The 20,740-nt window shown below is 65.7% G+C and carries 18 protein-coding genes; 5 read left to right on the forward strand and 13 right to left on the reverse strand.

Annotated elements, in window-relative coordinates; genetic code table 11:
• Positions 1 to 44: 44 nt before the first annotated feature.
• Together KJP29_RS13680 and KJP29_RS13685 are read right to left on the reverse strand one after the other, a co-directional pair.
• Entirely contained in the window at positions 45 to 1,397 is a 1,353-nt protein-coding gene (locus tag KJP29_RS13680) for a PQQ-like beta-propeller repeat protein (RefSeq protein ID WP_218464092.1), read from the reverse strand.
• Positions 1,398 to 1,475: 78 nt separating this feature from the next.
• Positions 1,476 to 2,132, reverse strand: coding sequence for a hypothetical protein (locus tag KJP29_RS13685; protein ID WP_218464093.1), 657 nt, complete (start codon positions 2,130 to 2,132; stop codon positions 1,476 to 1,478).
• 217 nt (positions 2,133 to 2,349) lie between these two features.
• Between KJP29_RS13685 and KJP29_RS13690 the strand changes: the two genes are divergently transcribed.
• The gene (locus KJP29_RS13690) at positions 2,350 to 3,468 is read left to right on the forward strand and encodes an efflux RND transporter periplasmic adaptor subunit (RefSeq protein WP_218464094.1); all 1,119 of its coding nucleotides are present in this window, start codon (positions 2,350 to 2,352) and stop codon (positions 3,466 to 3,468) included.
• Entirely contained in the window at positions 3,465 to 7,277 is a 3,813-nt protein-coding gene (locus KJP29_RS13695) for an efflux RND transporter permease subunit (protein ID WP_218464095.1), read from the forward strand. The genes KJP29_RS13690 and KJP29_RS13695 overlap by 4 nt, the downstream gene beginning before the upstream one ends.
• Positions 7,278 to 7,405: 128 nt before the next feature.
• Here the strand turns inward: KJP29_RS13695 and KJP29_RS13700 are convergent, their stop codons facing one another.
• Together KJP29_RS13700 and KJP29_RS13705 are read right to left on the reverse strand one after the other, a co-directional pair.
• Complete coding sequence (locus tag KJP29_RS13700; RefSeq protein WP_218464096.1) at positions 7,406 to 9,271, reverse strand: ABC transporter ATP-binding protein/permease; 1,866 nt, start codon at positions 9,269 to 9,271, stop codon at positions 7,406 to 7,408.
• 117 nt (positions 9,272 to 9,388) lie between these two features.
• Positions 9,389 to 11,257, reverse strand: coding sequence for a LysM peptidoglycan-binding domain-containing protein (locus tag KJP29_RS13705; protein WP_218464097.1), 1,869 nt, complete (start codon positions 11,255 to 11,257; stop codon positions 9,389 to 9,391).
• Positions 11,258 to 11,391: 134 nt separating this feature from the next.
• On the opposite strand from KJP29_RS13705, the gene KJP29_RS13710 reads away from it, so the two are divergent.
• Positions 11,392 to 11,949, forward strand: coding sequence for a TIGR00730 family Rossman fold protein (locus tag KJP29_RS13710; RefSeq protein WP_218464098.1), 558 nt, complete (start codon positions 11,392 to 11,394; stop codon positions 11,947 to 11,949).
• Here KJP29_RS13710 and rarD read toward each other — a convergent pair.
• The 4 genes from rarD to KJP29_RS13730 form a co-directional block, all read right to left on the reverse strand.
• Positions 11,856 to 12,827 (reverse strand): EamA family transporter RarD, encoded by a 972-nt coding sequence (gene rarD / locus KJP29_RS13715; RefSeq protein ID WP_218464099.1) that lies wholly within the window; start codon positions 12,825 to 12,827, stop codon positions 11,856 to 11,858. The two genes, KJP29_RS13710 and rarD, sit on opposite strands and share 94 nt — an antisense overlap.
• 160 nt (positions 12,828 to 12,987) lie before the next feature.
• Positions 12,988 to 13,443, reverse strand: coding sequence for a host attachment family protein (locus tag KJP29_RS13720; protein WP_218464100.1), 456 nt, complete (start codon positions 13,441 to 13,443; stop codon positions 12,988 to 12,990).
• Entirely contained in the window at positions 13,443 to 13,670 is a 228-nt protein-coding gene (locus KJP29_RS13725) for a hypothetical protein (protein WP_218464101.1), read from the reverse strand. The genes KJP29_RS13720 and KJP29_RS13725 overlap by 1 nt, the downstream gene beginning before the upstream one ends.
• 86 nt (positions 13,671 to 13,756) lie before the next feature.
• Complete coding sequence (locus KJP29_RS13730; RefSeq protein ID WP_218464102.1) at positions 13,757 to 14,194, reverse strand: hypothetical protein; 438 nt, start codon at positions 14,192 to 14,194, stop codon at positions 13,757 to 13,759.
• Positions 14,195 to 14,339: 145 nt separating this feature from the next.
• Between KJP29_RS13730 and KJP29_RS13735 the strand changes: the two genes are divergently transcribed.
• Complete coding sequence (locus KJP29_RS13735) at positions 14,340 to 14,699, forward strand: helix-turn-helix transcriptional regulator (RefSeq protein ID WP_218464103.1); 360 nt, start codon at positions 14,340 to 14,342, stop codon at positions 14,697 to 14,699.
• On the forward strand, positions 14,692 to 15,231 hold the full coding sequence (locus KJP29_RS13740; protein ID WP_218464104.1) for an SRPBCC domain-containing protein: 540 nt from the start codon (positions 14,692 to 14,694) through the stop codon (positions 15,229 to 15,231). Before KJP29_RS13735 ends, KJP29_RS13740 begins: the two co-directional genes overlap by 8 nt.
• Before the next feature lie 63 nt (positions 15,232 to 15,294).
• On the opposite strand, the gene KJP29_RS13745 is transcribed toward KJP29_RS13740, so the two are convergent.
• From KJP29_RS13745 to KJP29_RS13765, 5 genes are all read right to left on the reverse strand, one after another.
• Complete coding sequence (locus tag KJP29_RS13745) at positions 15,295 to 15,891, reverse strand: superoxide dismutase (RefSeq protein WP_218464105.1); 597 nt, start codon at positions 15,889 to 15,891, stop codon at positions 15,295 to 15,297.
• A gap of 233 nt (positions 15,892 to 16,124) precedes the next feature.
• Entirely contained in the window at positions 16,125 to 16,637 is a 513-nt protein-coding gene (locus KJP29_RS13750) for a sarcosine oxidase subunit gamma (RefSeq protein WP_255553617.1), read from the reverse strand.
• 40 nt (positions 16,638 to 16,677) lie between these two features.
• The gene (locus tag KJP29_RS13755) at positions 16,678 to 19,695 is read right to left on the reverse strand and encodes a sarcosine oxidase subunit alpha family protein (RefSeq protein WP_218464106.1); all 3,018 of its coding nucleotides are present in this window, start codon (positions 19,693 to 19,695) and stop codon (positions 16,678 to 16,680) included.
• Positions 19,692 to 20,015, reverse strand: a complete 324-nt coding sequence (locus tag KJP29_RS13760; protein WP_218464107.1) for a sarcosine oxidase subunit delta — start codon at positions 20,013 to 20,015, stop codon at positions 19,692 to 19,694. Before KJP29_RS13760 ends, KJP29_RS13755 begins: the two co-directional genes overlap by 4 nt.
• Positions 20,016 to 20,198: 183 nt before the next feature.
• Positions 20,199 to 20,558 (reverse strand): hypothetical protein, encoded by a 360-nt coding sequence (locus KJP29_RS13765; RefSeq protein WP_218464108.1) that lies wholly within the window; start codon positions 20,556 to 20,558, stop codon positions 20,199 to 20,201.
• Positions 20,559 to 20,740: the final 182 nt, after the last annotated feature.

Raw genomic sequence — 20,740 nt, forward strand, 5'->3', positions numbered from 1 at the left:
TCGGTCCTGAAGCGATCAAGACGCCCGCTTACATCATTCGGCGCTTAACGCAAAGCCACCAGCGTGCCTTTTTCCGTCACGATATAGGCGACCCCGCCGACGATGACCGGACGACTGGCTGCACCGGCGGGCAAGGCGACCGAAGCGGCCAGCGTCCCGTCGGTGGGCGAGAAGGCGCGCAGGTATCCATCGCCCGAGGCGACCCAGAGACGGCCACCGGCCAGAGTGGGACCATAGGAGGGATAGACCGCCTTGCGACGGCGCGGCTTCTCCTTGACGTAGCCCGGCAGAGGCACGCCCCAGATCCGGTCGCCGGTCGACGCATCGACCCGCACAAGCTCGAGCGTATCGCTGACCATGAAGATCGATCCGCCGGCCACCGTGACCGGGCCCGTGGCACCCTCCGCCGACGTCCAGAGTGCCTGTCCCGAGGTCGTGACTGCCGTGCCCGCACCCGAAAAGTTCTGGGCGTAGATCGTCGAGCCGGAGACCACCGGCGCGCCCGAGATCTCCGAGACCACCGAATAGCCGCGTCCAGTGCGCACGCCCTTCACCGGCACGACCCAAGCGGGCTCACCGGTCTGGCGGTTCACGGCGACAAGCGAGCCGATCGAAAAGGGCACGATCACGTTTTCGCCCGCGATGGCCGGGGCGGCCGACCCCATGAGGCTCGGCTTTGACGGGGTTCCGGGCAACTGCCACTGCACACGACCGTTCGAGGCGGTGACGGCCAGCAGCCGGTTGTAAGCGTTGAGCACATAAACGGTGCCATCGGCGAACGTGGGCGCGCCCGACCCCGGTGCGCCAAGGTCCTGCCGCCAGATCACCGCACCCGAACCCGGGTTGAGCGCGACAAGCTCGCCTCCGCCGGTCGAGGCAAAGACCATGCCCGCGCCATAGGCGAGCCCGCCGGCCGTCGCTTCACCGCCCCGGTCGCCCGGACGGGTCAGATCAGCGGACCAGAGCGCACCCCCGCCCGTGCTGGTCGCGGTGACCTGCAGGCGGCTGTCCATGGTGAAGACGCGGCCATCGGCCACGACGGGTTCGGCGGTAACTTTATACTTGCGGGTCGACCCCTGCCCGATCGGGACCGAGAATACGACCTGGGGCGCGGCCGAGAAGGCCAGATGCGGCACGTTGTGGGAGGGGCCGGCCGCCACACCCGGCCAGGCACCGAGCGAATTCATCGACGCGAGCGAGATGGGCGCGGCCCGGTTCGCATTCGCCTCGGCCTCGGTCTGCGCGAAGCGCGCGGCTTCGGCTTCGCCGACCACTTCGGGATCGGGTGAGAAGAGCGACTCGCGTTGGCCCTGAAAGATGACTTCCCGTTCGGCACAGGCCGAAAGCGCGGCCACCGCGCCGATGAGTAGAAGTCGGATCACTGTCGTCCCGGCCATCCCGTGCCCCCCGTTTCCGCCCGCCCTCGAGCGTTCATTGTCGTCGTGCCGGTCCCGGGTCCCGCCCGGAACCCTTGTCTAGTTCGCCGTCACGGCCATCTCGGGCGTGCCGCCCAGGGCCACGATGATCTGGCTCGCCCGATCCCGCAAGTCCGTCGTGCTTTCGGCGTCCTGCAGGAGCGCCTGAAGGCGGGCCATCGCTGCCTCGGCATCGCCCATCTCGAGCTCGGCGAGCGCCATCTGTTCCTCGGCCAGCGTTCGGAAGGGCGCACCGGCTGCACTCAGCGGTTCGAGCGCGTCGAGCTTCGCCGCCGGCGTCATAGGTCCGTCCGCGAGCGCCACGCGCTTCATGGTGGCCAGGTCGCGATAAAGCGCCGGATATTCCGCGTTGTTTTCGATATCGGCGAGAAGCGCGTCCGCCGTCGCCGGGTCTTCGCTTTCGGCGGCCTTGATCAAACCCAGCACGGCCTGCGCGTCACCGGTCGCCGGCACCGCGTCGAGCGCCGAGGTCCGGGCTTCGGTCGTGTCGGATTCCACGGCGGCGAGGATCGCGTCGCCGGTCGCCTGCGCTTCCCGGGCTTCGCGTGCGCCGAGGAACTCGTTGACTGCCGCGCCGCCGACGATGACGATCACACCAAGCGCGCCGATCCAGCCCCATTTGCGGAAGGCCGCAAAAAGCTTGTCGCGGCGCACCTCTTCGGTCACCTCATCAATGAAACTGTCGGGATTGCTCAAATCCTCGGCCTCCGCCGCCTCTGCCGCACCTTTTGTTGCCTCTCTTTAGCCCGAAGCCCCAAGCTTTGCCAAGGGCCGGGGCTATGGGTTGTGAGCAATCGGGAAAAATGATCCAAATCTTCATGAAAGCCGAATTACGGTCATGAAGGCGCTTGTGGCCTGATCCACCGCGTCCTATCTCGATGACAATTGTACCAGATGGGGAAACTGGGGACAGATGCGACCGATCCCGATCCTGACCGCGCTCCTGACGGTCACCGTGCTGTTTCTTCTCGTGTTCCAGCGTGAATGGGTGCGCGACCTGATCGGCACCTCCGGGCCTGACGCGACCATCGAAACCGTCTCGGACGCGCCAGACGCGGCCGAGGACGCACATGTCGTTTCGGTCGTGGCGCAGCGCTCCTCCGCACAGGAAATCGACAGTGCGGTTCTCCTCCGGGGTGAGACGCAGGCCAACCGAGAGGTGGCGCTCATGGCCGAAACCGCCGGGCGCGTCGTGTCGTCCCCCATCGCCAAGGGCGCTGAAGTGGCCCAGGGTGATCTCCTGTGCGAACTCGATCCCGGCACCAAGGATGTCGCGCTTGCTCAGGCGCAGGCGACGCTCGCGGAAGCGGAACGCAACCTCGCAAATGCGGAAAGCCTGTCGCAAGACGGATTCGCGGCCGAAACCCGCGTTCTTGCCGCCCGCACCGCCCGCGAATCCGCGCAGGCCGCCGTGGCACAGGCCGAACGCGCACTCGCCGACACCCGCATCACCGCGCCCTTCCCCGGCGTTCTGGAAACCGACACCGCCGAAATCGGAAGTCTCCTGCAACCCGGATCGCCCTGTGCGACTCTCGTCGATCTCTCTTCGATCAAGCTCGTGGGCTATGTGGCCGAAGCCGACATCACCCGCGTGTCCGAGGGTTCGACCGTCGGCGCCCGTCTTTCAACCGGACAGGAGGTCATGGGCAACGTGAGCTTCGTCGGTCGCTCCGCCGATGCCGTGACCCGCACCTTCCGCATCGAGGCCCGCGTGCCCAATCCGGACATGGCCATTCGTGCCGGCCAGACGGCGGATATCCTGATCCAGACAGCGGGTCGGACCGCCCATCTGGTGCCGCAATCCGCCCTGACCCTGAACGATGACGGCGACCTCGGCGTGCGCGTCGTCGGCGAAGGCACGACCCCGGATGAAACCGTCGCGCGTTTCGCGCCGGTCGATCTGATCCGCGACACCCTCGACGGGGTCTGGGTCGCCGGACTGCCCGAGGAAACAGCGGTCATCGTGGTCGGTCAGGATTATGTCGTCGACGGTGTTGCGATCGACGTCACCTATCGGGAGCCGGGGCTGTGACCGGTATGGTCGACTGGGCCGCATCCCGTGCGCGGATGGTCATCGCCTTCATCTTCCTGTCGCTGACGGCAGGGATCGCCGCCTATGTGGGCCTGCCGAAAGAAGGCGAGCCCGACATCGAAATCCCGGCGCTTTTCGTCTCGGTCCCCTTCCCCGGCATTTCCGCCGCTGACAGCGAGAACCTCCTCGTCCGCGTGATGGAAAGCGAGCTCGCCGATATCGACGGGCTCAAGACCATGACGGGCACGGCGGCTGAGAACTACGGCGGCGTCGCGCTCGAGTTCGAGTTCGGCTGGGACAAGACCAAGGTCATCGCCGACGTCCGCGACGCCATGAACGCGGCGGAAGCGCGCTTTCCGTCGGGGGCCGACAAGTATTCGGTCAACGAGATCAACTTTTCCGAGTTCCCGATCCTCATCGTGAATTTCACGGGCGACGTTCCGGAACGGATGCTCGTGCGCCTCGCCAAGGAGGTGCAGGACCAGATCGAGGGCATGGACGCGGTCCTCGAGGCGCAGCTCACGGGTTCGCGGGACGAGATGATGGAAGTCCTCATCGACCCCCTGAAGCTCGAAGCCTACAACGTGACGGCGGGCGAATTGATCAATGTGGTGGTCAACAACAACCAGTTGATCGCCGCAGGCCAGATCACGACCCCCACCGGCGCCACGGCGATCAAGATCCCTTCGAGCTTCTCGGAGGTCGCCGATATCTACGCGCTTCCCGTTAAGGTGAACGGAGACAGCGTGGTGACGCTGGGCGATCTTGCCAGCATCCGCCTGACCTTTGAGGACCGGGCCGGCACCGCGCGGTTCAACGGTGACACCACGGTCGCGCTACAGGTGGTGAAACGGAAGGGCTTCAACCTCATCGACACGGTGACCGAGGTGAAGGCTGCGGTCGAGGAGGCACAGACCGACTGGCCCGAGCCGCTGCGCGATGCGGTTGACGTTCGCTTCTCCAACGACCAGAGCCACATGGTCTCCTCCATGGTGAGTCAGCTCGAAGGCTCGGTCATCACCGCCATCGCGCTCGTCATGATCGTAGTTCTGGCCTCCCTCGGCATGCGTTCGGCGCTGCTCGTGGGCTTCGCGATCCCGACCTCGTTCCTGCTCACCTTCGCGCTCTTCGCGGTGCTGGGCGTCGCGATCAACAACATCGTCATGTTCGGCCTGATCCTGGCCGTCGGGATGCTGGTCGACGGGGCCATCGTGGTCGTGGAATACGCCGACAAGCGGATTTCCGAAGGCGTGGGCCCCATGTCAGCCTATACGGAAGCCGCCAAGCGGATGTTCTGGCCCATCGTGTCCTCGACCGCGACGACGCTCTGCGCCTTTCTGCCGATGCTCTTCTGGCCCGGCATTCCCGGCGAGTTCATGGGGATGCTGCCGCGCACCATCATCTATGTCCTGAGTGCGTCCCTTCTTGTGGCGCTCATCTATCTGCCGGTGATGGGCGGCGTCGCGGGGCGCCTGTCGCGCTCGCTCGAACAGGCGAGCCGGCACCTGCGCGGCTGGCCGATCTGGCTCCGGCTCGGGCTTACCGTCGCGGCCGCGGCGGCGCTCTTCGTCTCCGCCTTGCAACTTGCCAATCCTGACTATGTCTTCGGTCCCGCCGGTAACCCGTTGACGGGCGTCGCGGCCATGGCGCCCGGCATCGTAGCCTTCATCGCCTTCGCCCTCGCCACCACCATCCTCATGGACAGCGTGAAGCCCCGCCGCGCACCGAAACCGCCCCGGGGCGGGCATCGACGCACCGGTTTCGGCGTGGTCATCCAAGGCATCGTCGGAAACCCGATCATGCCCGTGGTGACCATTCTGGGGGTCATCGCGCTCGTCGTCGGGATCGGAATGGACTTCGGACGCAACTCCAAGGGGGTGGAGTTCTTTGCGGACACCGCGCCCGAAACGGGAGTCGTCTACGTCCGGGGGCGCGGCAACCTCTCGGTCGAGGAAAAGGACGCCATGGTCGCACAGGTCGAGGAGATCGTACTCTCCACGCCCGGCATCAAGAACGCCTTCGCCTTTGCCGGGGAAGGCGGTCTCAACCAGAACACCGGTGGTGCGGCCGGGCCACGCGACCAGATCGGGCAGGTTCAGATCGAGATCGCGACCTTCGAGGACCGCCCCTTCTACACCGAGGAGGCCAAGCTTCTGGGGTTCATTCCCTATACACGCACAGTGCGCGACGACGCCTATGACGGAAAGGTCGTGCTCGAGGTGCTCAAGGACCGGCTGGCCGACCTTAGCGGCATCCAGACCGAGGTCATCGGCGTCGCGGGTGGTCCGGCCTCGACCAAGCCCGTCCATCTGCGCCTCAAAGGCGACGACTGGGACACGCTTCTGGCGACGACCGCGAAGACGAACGACTTCATGACGGGCCTGCCCGGGCTCGAACTCGTCGAAGACACCCGCCCCCTGCCCGGCATCGACTGGGAAATGGACATCGACGTGGAAGAGGCCGGCCGTTACGGGACCGACGTCGCCACGGTGGGCGGCATGGTGCAACTCGTGACGACGGGGCTGCTGCTCGACACGATGCGAATCGACGGCTCGGACGAAGAAATTGAAATCCGGGTGCGGTTTCCCGAAGCCGACCGGACACTCGCCACCCTCGACACCCTGCGCGTGCGCACGCAGGAAGGGCTCGTGCCGATCTCAAACTTCGTGGAACGCCGTGCGGTGCCGACCCTCGCCCAGATCGACCGGATCGATCAGGCGCGCTATTTCGACGTGAAGGCGGCGGTGACCCCGGACCTCGTGGTGCTCACGGGTCCGGAAACGGACCGCGTCCTCCCCCTGACCGAAGCCGACAGGATCATTGCCGCCTCCGACACCCCCGACGAGTGGCGCAAAACCCCGGTCACCGCGACCGAGCGGATCGGTCAGATCGAAAACTGGCTCGACTCGGGCGTGCTGCCGCCCGGCATCGACTATGAATGGGCGGGCGACTTCGCGGACCAGTCAGAGTCGACCGCCTTCCTGGGGCAGGCCTTCGCCGGCGCGCTGTTTCTGATGTTCATCATCCTGCTTGCGCAGTTCAACTCGTTTTACAACTCGGTCCTCGTGCTGCTCGCCGTGGTGCTCTCCACCGCCGGCGTGCTCTTCGGCATGCTCGTCATGGGCCAGCCCTTCTCGGTCATCATGACGGGCACCGGGGTCGTGGCCCTGGCCGGGATCGTGGTGAACAACAACATCGTGCTCATCGACACCTACCAGGACTACGCCCGCTACATGCCCCGGATCGAGGCCATCGTGCGCACCGCCGAGGACCGCATCCGCCCGGTGCTTCTGACCACCATCACCACCATGGCGGGCCTCGCCCCGATGATGTTCGGCCTGTCCTTCGACTTCATCGGCGGTGGCTATTCGGTCAATGCGCCAACCGCGCTCTGGTGGGTCCAGCTTGCCACTGCGGTCGTCTTCGGCCTTGGCATCGCGACGATCCTGACACTGGTCTTTACGCCCTCCATGCTCGCCCTCCGGGTCTGGCTCGGCGTCGGCGCATATCAGAGCTACGCACGGCTCAAGTCCATGAGCTGGGGCAAATCCTCCCGCACCGCGCGCGACCTCGCGCTCAACAAACAGGCCAAGCGCACACGGATCGACGAAATCCAGTGGGACTTCGACGAGACGCCTCTTGAGACGGATAGCGGCGACAGCGCGCCGACGGCCGACGAGCTGGACGTGCTGCTCGCCGCCCGCCGCGATGCGACCGGGACCGCGGTGGAGGGTCCGCCAGAGCCAAACGACCTGCCTGACGACAGGGCCGAAGACGACAAACCCGGCGACATCAAAGCCGCCGAGTGACCGTGCTCTTCACTGCTTCCTAAATACCTTGGGGGTGTGGGGGCAAAGCCCCCACGATCGTGGGGGTGCGGGGGCGGAGCCCCCGCCCCGGTCGGATGGCGCGAAGCGACATTCGAGACCCGGACACTTCAGGCCGCGTCTTCCTCTTCCTCGGCCAGTTGCCGCGCCCACATGGCGGCGTATTTCCCGTGCAGCGCGAGAAGCTCCTCATGCCGCCCTTCCTCGCGCACGATGCCGTTCTCCAGCACCACGATCCGGTCGGCATCGGCAATGGTCGACAGGCGGTGCGCGATGATCAGGACCGTACGCCCGACGCCCATCGCCTTCAGGCTCAACTGGATGTCGCGCTCGGTCTCGGTGTCGAGCGCCGAGGTCGCCTCGTCCAGAAGCAGGATCGGCGGGTTCTTCAGAAGCGTCCGCGCGATCCCCACGCGCTGCTTCTCGCCGCCAGAGAGCTTCAGCCCGCGCTCGCCCACTGGCGTGTCGTACCCTTCGGGCAGGCTCATGACGAAGTCGTGGATCTTCGCCGCCTTCGCCACCGCCTCGATCTCGGCAAAGCTCGCGCCCTCGCGCCCATAGGCGATGTTGTAGCGGATCGTGTCGTTGAAGAGCACGGTGTCCTGCGGCACGACGCCGATCGACTTGTGCAGGCTCTCCTGCGTCACGTCGCGGATATCCTGCCCGTCGATCCGGATCGCCCCGCCGGTCACGTCGTAGAAACGGAAGAGGAGCCGCCCTATGGTCGACTTCCCCGACCCCGAGGGGCCGACGATGGCGACGGTTTCGCCAGCCGCCGCCCGGATCGTCACGTCATGCAGGATGGGCCGCGCCGGATCATAGGAGAAGCAGACCTCGTCCAGTTCCACCGCGCCGCCTTTCACGTCCAGATCCGGCGCGCCGGGTTTGTCCGTCACCTCGGCGGGCTGTTCCAGCAGGTCGAACATCTCGGCCATGTCCACCAGCGCCTGGCGGATCTCGCGGTAGACCGACCCCAGGAAATTGAGCGGCATGGTGATCTGGATCATGTAGGCGTTGACCATGACGAAATCGCCGGTCGACAGCTGGCCGTTCTGCACCCCGACCGCCGCCAGCACCATGACGGCCACGAGCCCGATGGTGATGATCAGGCTTTGCCCGGCATTGAGGAAGGCGAGCGACTGGCTCGTCTTCACGGCGGCCGTCTCGTAGCCCGCCATCGACTGGTCATAGCGCGTGGCTTCGCGCTCGGCGGCCCCGAAATACTTGACCGTCTCGTAGTTCAGAAGACTGTCGATCGCCTTCTGGTTCGCTTGCGTGTCCTCGTCGTTCATCTGCTTGCGCAGCTTCACCCGCCATTCCGTCACCGCGAAGGTAAAGCGCACATAGACCGCGATGGTCGCCACGACGGCGACCACATACCAGACGTCGAAGAGCACGAAGAAGACGATCACGGTCAGGCCGAGCTGGATGAAGAGCGGCACGATGTTGAACAGGAGGAAGCGGAGAAGGAACTCGACGCCCTTCACGCCGCGCTCCATGATCCGCGACAGGCCCCCGGTCTTTCGCGTGATGTGATAGCGCAGCGAGAGCGCATGGATATGGCGGAACGTCTCGATCGCCATCGCGCGCAGCGCCCGTTGCGCGACCTTCGCGAAGATCCAGTCCCGCCCCTGCGTGAGCCCGACGGACATGAACCGCGCCACGCCATAGGCAACGGTAAGCCCGATCGCGCCGATGGCCAGGAGCCAGGCGGGATTGTCCGAAGGCTCGCCGGTCAGCGCGTCGACCGCGGCCTTGTAGAAGAGCGGCGTAATGACGGTAATGATCTGGGACCCGGCCAGCATCGCAAGCGCCACGATGACGCGCAGACGCACCTCTCCCTCGCCCGGCTTGCCCTCTCGCGGCCAGAGATAGGGGGTCACCCGTTTGATCGTGCGCCAGCCCGACCCGGTCTGGCTCCCGTCGAGCCGGGCGTCGCTGACCGTCCGCCTGCCGCCGCCACTCCTGCCTCGCATCGCCATCCCCTGCGCCGTCCTGAAATCAGGGCGCGACCCTAGGCCGAACGCCGGGCATTGGCCAGAGGTAAGCACCGGCAATCTTCAGGGGGTCGCCTGTCATCGCGACGCATTGGCTTACTCGGCAGGCAGATCGAAGACCTGACCGGGGTAGATAAGGTCCGGATCGCGGATCCGGTCCCGGTTCGCCTCGAAGACCTGGACGTATTTGATGCCTTCGCCGTAGCGTTCGGTCGCGATGGCCCAGAGGGTCGACCCCGGCTGGACCGTGACGGCCACCACCGGCGGGCTGTCTGGAGCATCTTTCGGGTCGGGGGCGGCACCGGGCGCGCCGATCTCGGCGGTCGGCGGTTGCTGGGGTGCCCCGTCCGGGGGGTCTGCCGTCTCGGGGGCTGTCGCAGGGGACGCGGCCCCTTCGGCGGGTCCGTCCGGCGCGTCGGTCTCGGCGACAACCTGGGATTGGGTGGGGTCGGAAGATGCGTTCTCCGGGCTTTCCGTCGAAGCGGCCACGTCGGGCACCACTGGCTGCGGCACGGCCCCTGCGGGCGCGGCGCCGGTTCCGTCGGCGACGTCAGCGGCGGGGACCTCCACTTGACCGGTCGGGGCGGCCGCGCGCAGCATTTCGGGGTCTTCGCGCTTGAAGGGTGTTTCGACCCGCGACAGGACCGCACCCCGCGCCGACAACTCGTCGGCCCGCAGCGTGTAGATCCCGGGTTCGATGTCGCCTTCGGTCAGGGACCAGCGCGCGCTTTCGTCTACCGGCGCATCGCCCAGAACGGCATTGTCCAGATACAGGCGCACCGTCGATCCCGGCGCGGCGCGCCCGGTCAGCGTCACGGCCCCGTCGTCCTCATAAGCGATGGTGTCGATGGAGAGTGCAGGCACGGTCGCCGGGTCGTCCATCACCTTGATCCCGTCTCGATCCACCCTCAGGATGCGCGGCCCAGCCTGTGCCTCCTGCTCGGCGGGCGGCGGCTCGGACGGGGCGCCGGGCGTCGGCGGATCCGCCGGGGCGTCGGCCAAGTCGGTCGCTTCCGGGGCGGGCGCCGTCTCGGCGGCCACTTCCAGCTCTGTGGGACCGCTCTCGGGCGCGGCGGGGGCGGACTGATCGACCGGTGGGGCGAGATCGGCTTGGGTCTCTTTGTCGGCGGTCATCCCGGCCGTCACGGTCTCCCCTTGGTCCGGCACCTCGTCCACACTGACCTCGTCCGGCGCGCTCGGTGCATCCGAGACGGCGGGCGCAGGCGGAGCCTCGGGCGTGGCCTCGGCGGGTGTGCTGGCCGGCGGCTCCCCGGAGGGCGACGCAAGTGCGATCTCGGTCTCTTTGGACGTGGGGTCCCCGTCTTCGGGCCCTGATGGCGCGGGCGACGCTTCTGCGATCTGCGGCATCGGCTCGACGATGAAGGTCGTCTCCGACATCGCCTGTTCGCCGCCGTCCCGCGATGCGGAGAGCTGGAGCACCTGGGGTCGGTCGGTCATCTCCATGTCGAAGAGCGCGACGAAATTGCCGGCGGCGTCGGTCGCGGCCTCGGCGACCGGAATGCCATCGAGGAGGATCCGGATCGCCGTGCCCGGCTCGGCGAAGCCCGCAACGACGGCCGACCCATCCGGCGCGACGCGCACGACGTCGAAATCGGGGGGCGTCATCGCCTCGGGCGCTGGAGGCTCGGCGGGCGCCGGGTCGGGGCTGTCGGCATCCGCCGTCGCTTCGTCGGGTTCCACCGGTGCCGGGGCCTCTGTGCCTTCCGCCACATCCGTGCCGTCAGACGTTTCCGGTTCCGCCGGGCTTTCGTCCGCCGCGACCTCGTCCTGCGGGGCGTCGTCGGCCTGTGCATCCGCGGTCGGTTCAGGGATGTCGGCCACCGTCGCCGGATCGTCCGGTGTCTCGGGTCTCTCGTAGGTAGCGATAAGCCCGGCCAGAACGACGAGCGCCGCGGCGACACCGCCAAGCGCCCAACCGAGCCAGCCCCGTAGCAAGGCGATCATGTCTATCCCTTTCCCCGTCCCCCGCTCCGGTTTCGGGCCCTCGAACAAGCCCCCGGAGCCCCGCTGTCGTCGCGGGTTGAGCGACCATAACAATCGGCCTATCACGGGTCAAAACACTTTCTTCAGAGGGTCATATGTCGAAAAGAAAAGCCTCGGTCTGTGTCTATTGCGGCTCGCGTCTCGGGGCGAAACCGGCCTACGAGGAAGCCGCGACAGAGGTCGGCCGTCTGATCGCCCATCGGGGCTGGCAACTGGTCTACGGCGCGGGGGACGTGGGCCTCATGGGCGTCGTCGCGCGTGCGGCGCAGGCGGCGGGCGGCGATACCTTCGGCGTGATCCCCGTGCATCTCATGAAGTGGGAGGTCGGAAAGACCGATCTCACCTCCTTCGTCGTGACCGAGACGATGCACGAGCGGAAGAAGGTGATGTTCATGAACGCCGATGCGGTCGTCATGCTGCCCGGTGGGGCCGGATCGCTGGACGAGTTCTTCGAGGTGCTCACCTGGCGACAGCTTGGCCTCCACGAAAAGCCCATCGTGCTACTGAACACCAAGGGCTACTGGGAGCCGCTCATGGACCTCATGCGCCACGTGATCGCTCAGGGCTTCGCGGATGCCTCGCTGCTCGACTTCGTGTCGGTGGTCCCTGACGTGGCCGCGCTGGCGACCCGGCTCGACGGGGCCCTGTCCTGACGGAAGAGGGACAGGGAGTATAGCGCAAGGGCGGCCCAGACAATGGGAAGCGCGATCATGTGCCAGCGGGTCACGGGTTCGAGGAACACGAAGGTGGCGACGAGGAACTGGAGCGTCGGGTTGAGGTAGTTGAGAACGCCGACCATCCCGTAGTTGAGCCGCTGCGCCCCGTAGGAAAACAGGATCAGGGGCATGCCGGTGATGACCCCTGCGAAGGCAAGCATCACCGTATCGTGGAGGTTCGTGCCAAAAGCCCCGACCACCCGGCCCGTGACCCCGCCCCAGTCGAAAGCATAGAGCCCGACGAGCCAGAGGACCGCGAGGGGCGCCAGAAGCGTGACCTCCGCGGTCACCGACGTGAGCGCGGAGCCGGGCAGGCCCTTCTTCACCACGCCGTAAAGCCCGAAAGTCCCCGCAAGGGCGAGCGAGATCCACGGCAGCGTGCCGAGCCCCACGGTCAGCACCGTCACCGCGATGGCCGCCAGCACCACCCCCATGACGCGGTAGGGTCCGAGCCGTTCACCATAGAACACAACCCCCAGCATCACCGCGACGAGGGGGAAGATGTAATAACCCAGCGACGCGCCCAGAGCGCGCCCGGTCTGCACGGAAAAGATGAAGAGGAACCAGTTGATTGAGATCATCAGGGCCGCGAGGGCGACCTTCCCGGTCTGCGGACCGATGACCAGACGTCGAAGCTCGCCGAAGCGACCCGTGGCGGCAAGAATCGCGCCGAAGAATGCCAGCGACCAGAGGGTGCGATGGGCGAGCACCTCCTCTGGCGGAATATGGGACAGCGCCTTGTAGTAGATCGACGACAGCCCCCAGATCATGCAGGCGCCGATGATGGCCAGAAACCCTTTGACGGTATCGCTCACGGTCCGTATCGCCCCCCGGTTCGAACGCCGCATAGAAGGCAAGGCCGGGCGGGATCGTCAAGCCAAGGACAGCGCGAAGATCAGGGTTCCCTCTGTGCGTGCGTGCAGAGCCGATTACACACAGAGGGCGCCGGAGTTTTCCCGAATGCGGCTACGGCCATCAGGTGGACTCGAGGTCGTGTTTCACGATCTTTTCGATGTCGTCGAGCTGGTGATTGGTCAGCAGCTTCGGAACCTCACCAACCACCCGGTCGGTGACCTCCTTGTGCAACTCGGGCCGGAGGTTCCCCAGCACCTGCGGCGCGCAGGCCAGCACGATCTTGTCGAACTCTCCGCGATGCGCCCGGCGATAGAGGATATCGGCAAGGTCCGAGGCGAAACGTTCCTTCGCGAGTTCGTGCCAATCCGTGTCATCGAGCGCCGAGCGTTGCCCCGGCCCGCCGTCATACATGCGCCCGGGACGGTTCGCAGACTGTTCGAGGTCCGAGGGATTGCTCTGGTGCTCTTCACGACGCACGACAAGATGCGGGTTCTCGGCATCGGCGATGTTTTCCAGAAACAGCGCCTTCTCGCTGTCCGCGACCAGCACCCAGGTGCCCGTGTCGATACGCGCCATCAAACCTTCTCCTTGTCGCCAGAGTCATTCGCGTCCTGCCCGAGCACGCCGGTCTTGCCCGCACTTGTCTCGTCCACCCGCTTTTCTTCGTCGCGGGTGCCGACTTTGCGGGCGATATTGCCGCCCTTGCGGCCCTCTTGGGCGGTTTCGTCGAGCTTCTCGGGTTTTTCGCCGAGCACCTCTTCGGTTTCGCTGCGGCCGTCCTTCGATTTATGACGATCTGCCATTGCGTCCTCCTTTCAAGGGTTTGGAAGGAAAACGCGGTGGGCGGGTCCGGGGTTCCGACGGATCAGGGGTTTCGGCCCCTGCCCGCTTACCTCTGCTTCAGAAACCGTCCAAGCGCGTCCAACGCCCCGCCGTAGCCTTCGCGCAAACCGTCCAGACCATCCGCGCCCGAGAAGCTCACCGCCTCTATCTTCAAGGCGAGGCGCGCGCCCTCGGGGGCCTCCGAAACGGATTGCGACACTTCCGCCTCATGCATCGGATCGCCGTTATGGGTCGCCCGTTCATGCCAGATCAGAACACGTGGGCTGACCAGAATCCAGCGGACCTCGACCCGGAATCTCGGCACGCCGTCGATGAGGCAGGTCTGAACCTCGTTCGCCCCGGTCCGCGCCTCGCCGTCGATCCTGAGCGTGATGGAGTCGGAGGGTTGGCCCCATGTCTCCCGCGCCGCTGTATCGGTCAGCGCCCAGACGAGCCGCGCGGGGCTCACAGGAAAGACCCGATCGAAGGCCAATGTGTCTTTCATGGTCCCTATCGCTGCCTTCTCCATGCTTTGCCCTGTTGACCAAGGGACCGCCATTACGACGGTATTGCAAGTGCGACGAAGGTTTCTAAAGCGCCCTCCGGCCTTTTGCCTTGATTGGCGCGCAAATATGTAGTTATGTAGCTACATGACTACAAATGACGATATGGACGCGGTCTTCGCTGCCCTGGCTCACACGAGCCGCCGCCGGATGCTCGACATCATCCGCGACGCGCCGGGGGTCACCGTGGGGAAGCTCGCCAGCCATTTCGACGTGAGCCGGATCACGGTCATGCAGCACCTCGCCGTGCTGGAGGGATCGGGTCTCGTCATCGGGCAGAAGGACGGAAGGTCGCGAAAGCTGTTTCTGAACGCGGTTCCCCTGCAGGAGATCCACGCACGCTGGATCGACCAATACGCGGCCCACTGGGGGGACCGCGCGCTTTTCATCAAACAGGTGGCCGAGGCCGCCGCTGCCAAAAGGAATTCAGGAGATGACGATGGTTGAAAGCCTTGGGACCCAACCGGAAGTGAAGAGCTACCGCACGCGCACGATGATTGCCGCCCCGATCGAGGTTGTCTGGAACACGCTCGTGAAGACGGACGAAGCGCTGCCCTTCTTCTTCGGCGGTGTCTGCCAGACCAAGGCCGGGCTGAAACCCGGGGCGAAGATGCGGATGGCCCACACCTCGGGCAAGATCGCGATGGTGGTGGGCGAGGTGCTGGCCTTCGATCCGCCGCACCGCTATTCGCACACGTTCCGGATGACCAACATCGACGAACCGCCCGCGACGATCATCTATGAGTTGACCGAGGTCGCCGGCGGCACGCAATTCGACCTGATCATCGAGAACGCGGTCGCAGGGTCGAAACTCGAAAAGCAGATGGTCAGCGGGCAGACCTATATCTCGCAGAACCTCAAGGCGCTGATCGAAACCGGACGGCCCGCCTTTTCCGGTCGGATGCTCATGCTCATGGGGCCGATCCTGCCGCTCTTCGCGCCCAAGGTGCAGCGGATCGAGAACTGGCCGCTGGACTGAGCTTCAGAAGCGGAAACGCCCGCAGGGATACGGCGGGCGTTCTGGTCTGTGCCTCGGCGCGGATCACATCCGCGAGGCGACGTTTTCCCAGTTCACGAGCTTGTCGAGGAAGTTCGTGAGGTAGGCGGGACGCTTGTTGCGGAAGTCGATGTAGTAGGAGTGTTCCCACACGTCGCAGCCCAGCAGCGCGGTCTGGCCGAAGCAGAGCGGGTTCACGCCGTTTTCGGTCTTGGTGACCTTGAGCGACCCGTCGGTGTCCTTGACGAGCCAGGCCCAGCCCGAGCCGAACTGACCGGCGCCGGCGCCGGCGAAGTCTTCCTTGAACTTGTCGACCGACCCGAAGGCTTCGGTGAGCGCCTTTTCGACTTCACCCGGCATGCCGTCCTGCGGGCCCATCATTTCCCAGAACTGCGTGTGATTCCAGTGCTGCGAGGCGTTGTTGAAGATGCCGGACTGCGCCACGGCATTCGCGTCGTAGGTGCCCTTGACGATCTCTTCGACCGACTTGCCTTCCCACTCGGTCCCGGCAATCAGCTTGTTGCCGTTGTCGACATAGGCCTTGTGGTGGATGTCGTGGTGATACTCCATCGTCTCCTTCGACATGCCGAGATCGGCCAGCGCGTCGTGGGCGTAGGGAAGATCGGGAAGTTCAAAAGCCATTTGGGCCCCCTGTTCGTTGAAGTGTCTGTTGGTGCCTAGATGGGCGCGACAGACACGGGAGGTCAAGGGGGACCGACGGAAATGCTCGGGAATACAGGTCATTGCCGGCAAACACGTATTGTGCGGAACTGGAGCGCGTGTTCCGGCGTTGGACTTTCTTGCGCGCCACGGCAACGGCGGCATGACGCGCACCCATCGCCCCCGCGTCCAGGGGGCGATGGGTGGTTTTTCATTCAGAGCTTCAGTTCCGAGCCCTGCTTGGCGGCGTTCGTGAGCAGACCGAAGACATAGACCGACTGGCTGCGAAAACACATCGCCGCGAACCCGGCCTCGGTCGGCCAGAAGGCGCCCGCGACCTGTGCGAAACGGGTGCGTCGGATCTGACCCGGAGCGACCGCGCCGACCTCGGCGGGCGAGACTTTGGCGAGCACGTCACCCGCGAGCTTGCCTTCCACCGCGAAGATCGACCGGGCATCGGACACGACAGCGACCAAAGCATGTTGACCTTCGACCGAGGCCGAAAGCTGCGCGGCAAGCCCCGGTGCGGCGTCGTAGTCGCAAATCACCATAAGCTCGTCCGGCGACATCCAGGCGAGCGCGGCGCCCTCGCCCTGCGACACGCCCAGTGTGTCAGGCAGGGCCACGCCCATAACGCGGGCGAAGGCACTCAGCGTCTCGCCCTTGCCGCGCAGGGTGATCATGCCGCGCGGTCCGGTGTCGCGCACCGTGGCGAACCCCTGGGACATGGCCCCTTTCATTACGGAAACGGGCATCACCGAAACAGGATCAGACATCGGCCTTGGCTCCTTCCTTGTCATAGAACACCGGGTCCACGATCTTGGCCTTGATAATCGTTCCCGTGCCGTCGAGGGTTCCGAAATCGACGACCTCGCCCATACGCTCCGGCCCCCGTTCGATCAGGCCCATCGCAATCCCCTTGCCCACGGTGGGGCTGTAGTAGGTCGAGGTAACGCGCCCGATCATGTTGCGTTGGCCGTTGGCGTTCACGCCGGGGGCCACGCAATAAGCCCCGTCCGGGATCACTGTGCCGTCGAGCGTGGCGAGGCCCACGAGCTGCCAGCGGTCGGGCCGGGCCATATCGACACGTTCCTGCGCGCGTTTGCCGAGGTAGTCGGATTTTTTCTTCGAGATCGCCCAGCCGAGGCCAAGGTCCTGCGGGATGACCGTGCCGTCGCTTTCATCACCGATCATGATGAAGCCCTTCTCGGCCCGCATGATGTGCATCGCCTCGGTGCCATAGGGAGCAAGATCGAAGTCCGCGCCGACCTCGATCAGCTTCTCCCACAGTGCGGCGCCGTGGTTGGCAGGCACGGCGATCTCATAGGCGAGCTCTCCCGAGAAGCTGATGCGATAGACCCGCGCCGGAAAACCGCCCAGCGTGCCCTCGGCCCAGGTCATGAACGGCATCGCGTCCTTCGACACATCCATGCCGCCAAGCGCTTCGAGCACCTTGCGGGCGTTGGGTCCGGCCACGGCGACCTGCGCGTATTGCTCGGTCAGGTTCGCCGTATAGACCTGCCAGTCCCACCATTCGCACTGGAGCCAGTCCTCCATGTGCCCGTGGATGCGGTCAGCCCCGCCCGTTGTGGTATGGCAGAGCCAACTGTCCTCGGACAGGCGCACGACCACCCCGTCATCCGACAGAAACCCGTTCTCGTTGCACATGAGGCCATAGCGGCATTTACCGACAGGGAGCGTCGACATCATGTTCGTATAGAGCATGTCGAGGAACTTGCCCGCGTCCGGCCCTTTGACGAGGATCTTGCCCAGCGTGGACGCATCGAGCATGCCGACGTTCTGCCGCGTGTTCAGGATTTCGCGGTTGACCGCCTCATGCACCGTCTCGCCGGGGCGCTGGTAGGCATAGACGCGGCGCCAGTGGCCCACCGGCTCCCAATCCGCGCCGTGGCTCTGGTGCCAGTCGGCCATCGGCGTCTGGCGGATCGGCTGAAAGAGCGGCCCGCGCGCCTCGCCGCCGATCGCGCCCATGGAGATGGGCGTATAGGGCGGGCGGAAGGTGGTGGTGCCAGTCTGCGGAATGCCTTGACCCAATGCATCAGAAAGAATGGCCAAGCCATTGATATTGGAAAGTTTCCCCTGATCCGTGGCCATACCGAGCGTGGTGTAGCGCTTGGTGTGCTCGACGCTCGCATACCCCTCGCGGGCCGCAAGCTGAACGTCCGAGACCTTCACATCGTTCTGGTAATCGAGCCACATTTTCATGCGCTTCTCGGGGCCGGCGCCCGTGGGCATGATCCAGACCGGCATGATCGGCTGGCGGCTGACTTCGGGCACCTTGGGCGCGGCCTTGCGGGTGAGCGTGCCGCCCGCCGCCTTGGCGGCCTGACGGCCCGCCTCGAAAGCATCGGCGACAGCATCGGCGAGCCAGAGCTTGCCGGAAGACGCGCCGGCGGTCGAGACAAAGCCCGCCCCGTCGGCGCCTTTCGGCGGCCGGGTCGCATCGGGAACGAACATCGCTTCGCGCTCGTCCCAGAGGAGTTTGCCGCCGCAATGAGACCACAGGTGCACGACCGGCGACCAGCCGCCCGACATGGCCACCGCGTCACAGGCGATGACCTCGCCCGCGCCACCGGCCCCGGCAAGCTCGCTGACCAGCACCGACTGGACCACGCGCTTGCCCTTCACGCCGGCAATCGCCTTGCCGGTCAGGATCTGCACGCCCTGTTTGCGCAGGCGTCCGGCACGCGGGTTGGTCACAGTAGGCCGCGCGTCGATGATCGCGGGCACCTCGATGCCGTTCTCCTTCAAGACTTCGGCGGTGAGGTAGGCATCGTCGTTGTTGGTCACGACGACGACGCGCTTGCCCGGGGCGACGCCCCAGTTCACGACATAGTCGCGCACCGCCGAGGCGAGCATCACGCCCGGAACATCGTTGCCGGGGAACGACAAAGGCCGCTCGATGGCGCCGGTCGCGGTCACGATCTGGCGGGTCCGGATACGCCAGAGGCGGTGGCGCGGGCGACCGTCGGCGGGAGTCGCATCGGCGAGACGCTCGTAGCCCAGCACGTAGCCGTGGTCATAGACCCCTGCCCCCATGCAGTTCAGGCGCAGCGTGACATTCTCTGCCTTTTCAAGATCTTCGACCGTGGCCTTGATCCAGTCCTCCGGCGACATACCGTCGATCTCGCCCCCGTCAACTGGCGCGCGACCGCCCCAATGCGGGGTCTGTTCCAGCACCATGACGCGCACGCCGCCCGCCGCCGCGGCCTTGGCCGCCGCGAGCCCGGCGACACCACCGCCGATGATCAGCACGTCGGTGTGGTGGTAGGTGTGTTCATAGGTATCCGCGTCCGGCTCTTTCGGAACGGCGCCGAGGCCCGCGGATTGCCGGATGAAGGGCTCGTAGAGCTTGTGCCAGGCAAAGCGCGGGAACATGAAGGTCTTGTAGTAGAAGCCTGCCGACAGGAACCGCGCGGCAAGGTCGTTCACCGCGCCGATGTCGAAATCGAGCGAGGGCCAGTGGTTCTGGCTTCGGGCGGTCAGCCCGTCGAAAAGCGGTGTCGTGGTGGCGCGCTGGTTCGGCTCGAACCGCGCACCCGTGCCGAGATTCATGAGCGCGTTCGGCTCTTCCACACCCGAGGCGACGACGCCACGCGGTCGGTGATATTTGAAAGACCGCCCCTGCATGACCTGACCTTCGCCCAGAAGCGCGGAGGCTAGGGTGTCGCCCGCGTAGCCGGACATCTGGCGCCCGTTGAAGGTGAAACGAAGTTTCTTGCTGCGGTCGAGGAGCCGACCCTTGCCGTCCAGACGATAACTCATGCGCTCCACTCCCAGTTCGGGTGCACTTTACGGATTTCGGCCAGCACATTGGCGGGCGGCTCGGTGGTCTGGGCGGGATAGGTGCCAAAGACCTGAAGCGTCACGGTATCGCGCGCGGCAAGGAACCACTTCCCGCAACCATAAGCGTGCCGCCAGCGCTCAAGATGCGCGCCCTTGGGGTTGGCGCGGTCGAACATGTAGCTCTCGAAGGCCGCGTCGTCGGAACCGGGGCCGGCCCGCTTCACATGGGCCTCGCCACCGGGGGCAAGCTCCGTCTCGCAGGCGTCCACGCCGCAATAGGGACAAGTGAGGATCAGCACGGGGCGGGCTCCTTTCGGTAGGCGGGTGCCGCCGGGGCGGCGACACGCGGGGCATGGGGGACTAGTGCATCTTGCGCGCACCGGAGGCGACGGAACGCGCAGAAAACCCGGCCCTCACAGAGAGCCGGGTTCAAACAATCATGGGACGCGCCCCGCAGGGCCGCGTCGGACGACGCAAAAGCCTTAGTTGGCCGCGTCGTTGGCAGCAGCGTCCACGTCTTCGTCAGTGTCTTCCACCGGATCCCCGACGTCAGTCGAAGCTTCGCCGATCGCGGTGTCAGGCTCGTCCATTGTTGCGCCCGTGTCCGCAGCCGTGTCGTCCGCACCGTCGATAGTGACGTCGACATCCGAGCCAGCGGTTTCGGTCGCGTCGTTACCGTCAAAGACGAAGAAGGCGATCGCGGCCACGACGACGACGAGAATGCCGACGACGAAAGCCATGCCTGTGTTTCCACCGCGGTCCGTCGTGGTCGTGGTGGTGGTGTTATGCGTGTAGTCACGTGTTTCATCGCGCGGCGGGCGCGGGGGTTCATAGTCCGGCATTTCTGATCTCCAATGCTTTGTGCAGTTGGAGACAGAACGTCGGACAGAACCTCGCGGTTCCGGCGCGGCAAGGGGCTATGCGCTGACCGGCAGATCATTGCCGCACCTCGGCCAACCCGGGCAGGACGGCCCGGGCGCTGAAGTCGGAACGCGGGGAGAACGAGAAGATGGACATTGCCCCG

Origin of the sequence: Maritimibacter sp. DP1N21-5 (assembly GCF_019218295.1) — a bacterium.
Lineage (GTDB): Bacteria > Pseudomonadota > Alphaproteobacteria > Rhodobacterales > Rhodobacteraceae > Maritimibacter.

What these genes read in the sequence shown, in the direction of transcription:
- KJP29_RS13750 (WP_255553617.1), bottom strand. Translation starts at nt 16,637, where the DNA reads ATGTCCCAGGGGTTCGCCACGGTGCGCGACACCGGACCGCGCGGCATG.
- KJP29_RS13710 (WP_218464098.1), top strand. Translation starts at nt 11,392, where the DNA reads ATGTCGAAAAGAAAAGCCTCGGTCTGTGTCTATTGCGGCTCGCGTCTC.
- KJP29_RS13730 (WP_218464102.1), bottom strand. Translation starts at nt 14,194, where the DNA reads ATGAAAGACACATTGGCCTTCGATCGGGTCTTTCCTGTGAGCCCCGCG.
- KJP29_RS13765 (WP_218464108.1), bottom strand. Translation starts at nt 20,558, where the DNA reads ATGCCGGACTATGAACCCCCGCGCCCGCCGCGCGATGAAACACGTGAC.
- KJP29_RS13755 (WP_218464106.1), bottom strand. Translation starts at nt 19,695, where the DNA reads ATGAGTTATCGTCTGGACGGCAAGGGTCGGCTCCTCGACCGCAGCAAG.
- KJP29_RS13740 (WP_218464104.1), top strand. Translation starts at nt 14,692, where the DNA reads ATGGTTGAAAGCCTTGGGACCCAACCGGAAGTGAAGAGCTACCGCACG.
- KJP29_RS13745 (WP_218464105.1), bottom strand. Translation starts at nt 15,891, where the DNA reads ATGGCTTTTGAACTTCCCGATCTTCCCTACGCCCACGACGCGCTGGCC.
- KJP29_RS13680 (WP_218464092.1), bottom strand. Translation starts at nt 1,397, where the DNA reads ATGGCCGGGACGACAGTGATCCGACTTCTACTCATCGGCGCGGTGGCC.
- KJP29_RS13735 (WP_218464103.1), top strand. Translation starts at nt 14,340, where the DNA reads ATGACTACAAATGACGATATGGACGCGGTCTTCGCTGCCCTGGCTCAC.
- KJP29_RS13725 (WP_218464101.1), bottom strand. Translation starts at nt 13,670, where the DNA reads ATGGCAGATCGTCATAAATCGAAGGACGGCCGCAGCGAAACCGAAGAG.
- KJP29_RS13705 (WP_218464097.1), bottom strand. Translation starts at nt 11,257, where the DNA reads ATGATCGCCTTGCTACGGGGCTGGCTCGGTTGGGCGCTTGGCGGTGTC.
- KJP29_RS13700 (WP_218464096.1), bottom strand. Translation starts at nt 9,271, where the DNA reads ATGCGAGGCAGGAGTGGCGGCGGCAGGCGGACGGTCAGCGACGCCCGG.
- KJP29_RS13720 (WP_218464100.1), bottom strand. Translation starts at nt 13,443, where the DNA reads ATGGCGCGTATCGACACGGGCACCTGGGTGCTGGTCGCGGACAGCGAG.
- KJP29_RS13690 (WP_218464094.1), top strand. Translation starts at nt 2,350, where the DNA reads ATGCGACCGATCCCGATCCTGACCGCGCTCCTGACGGTCACCGTGCTG.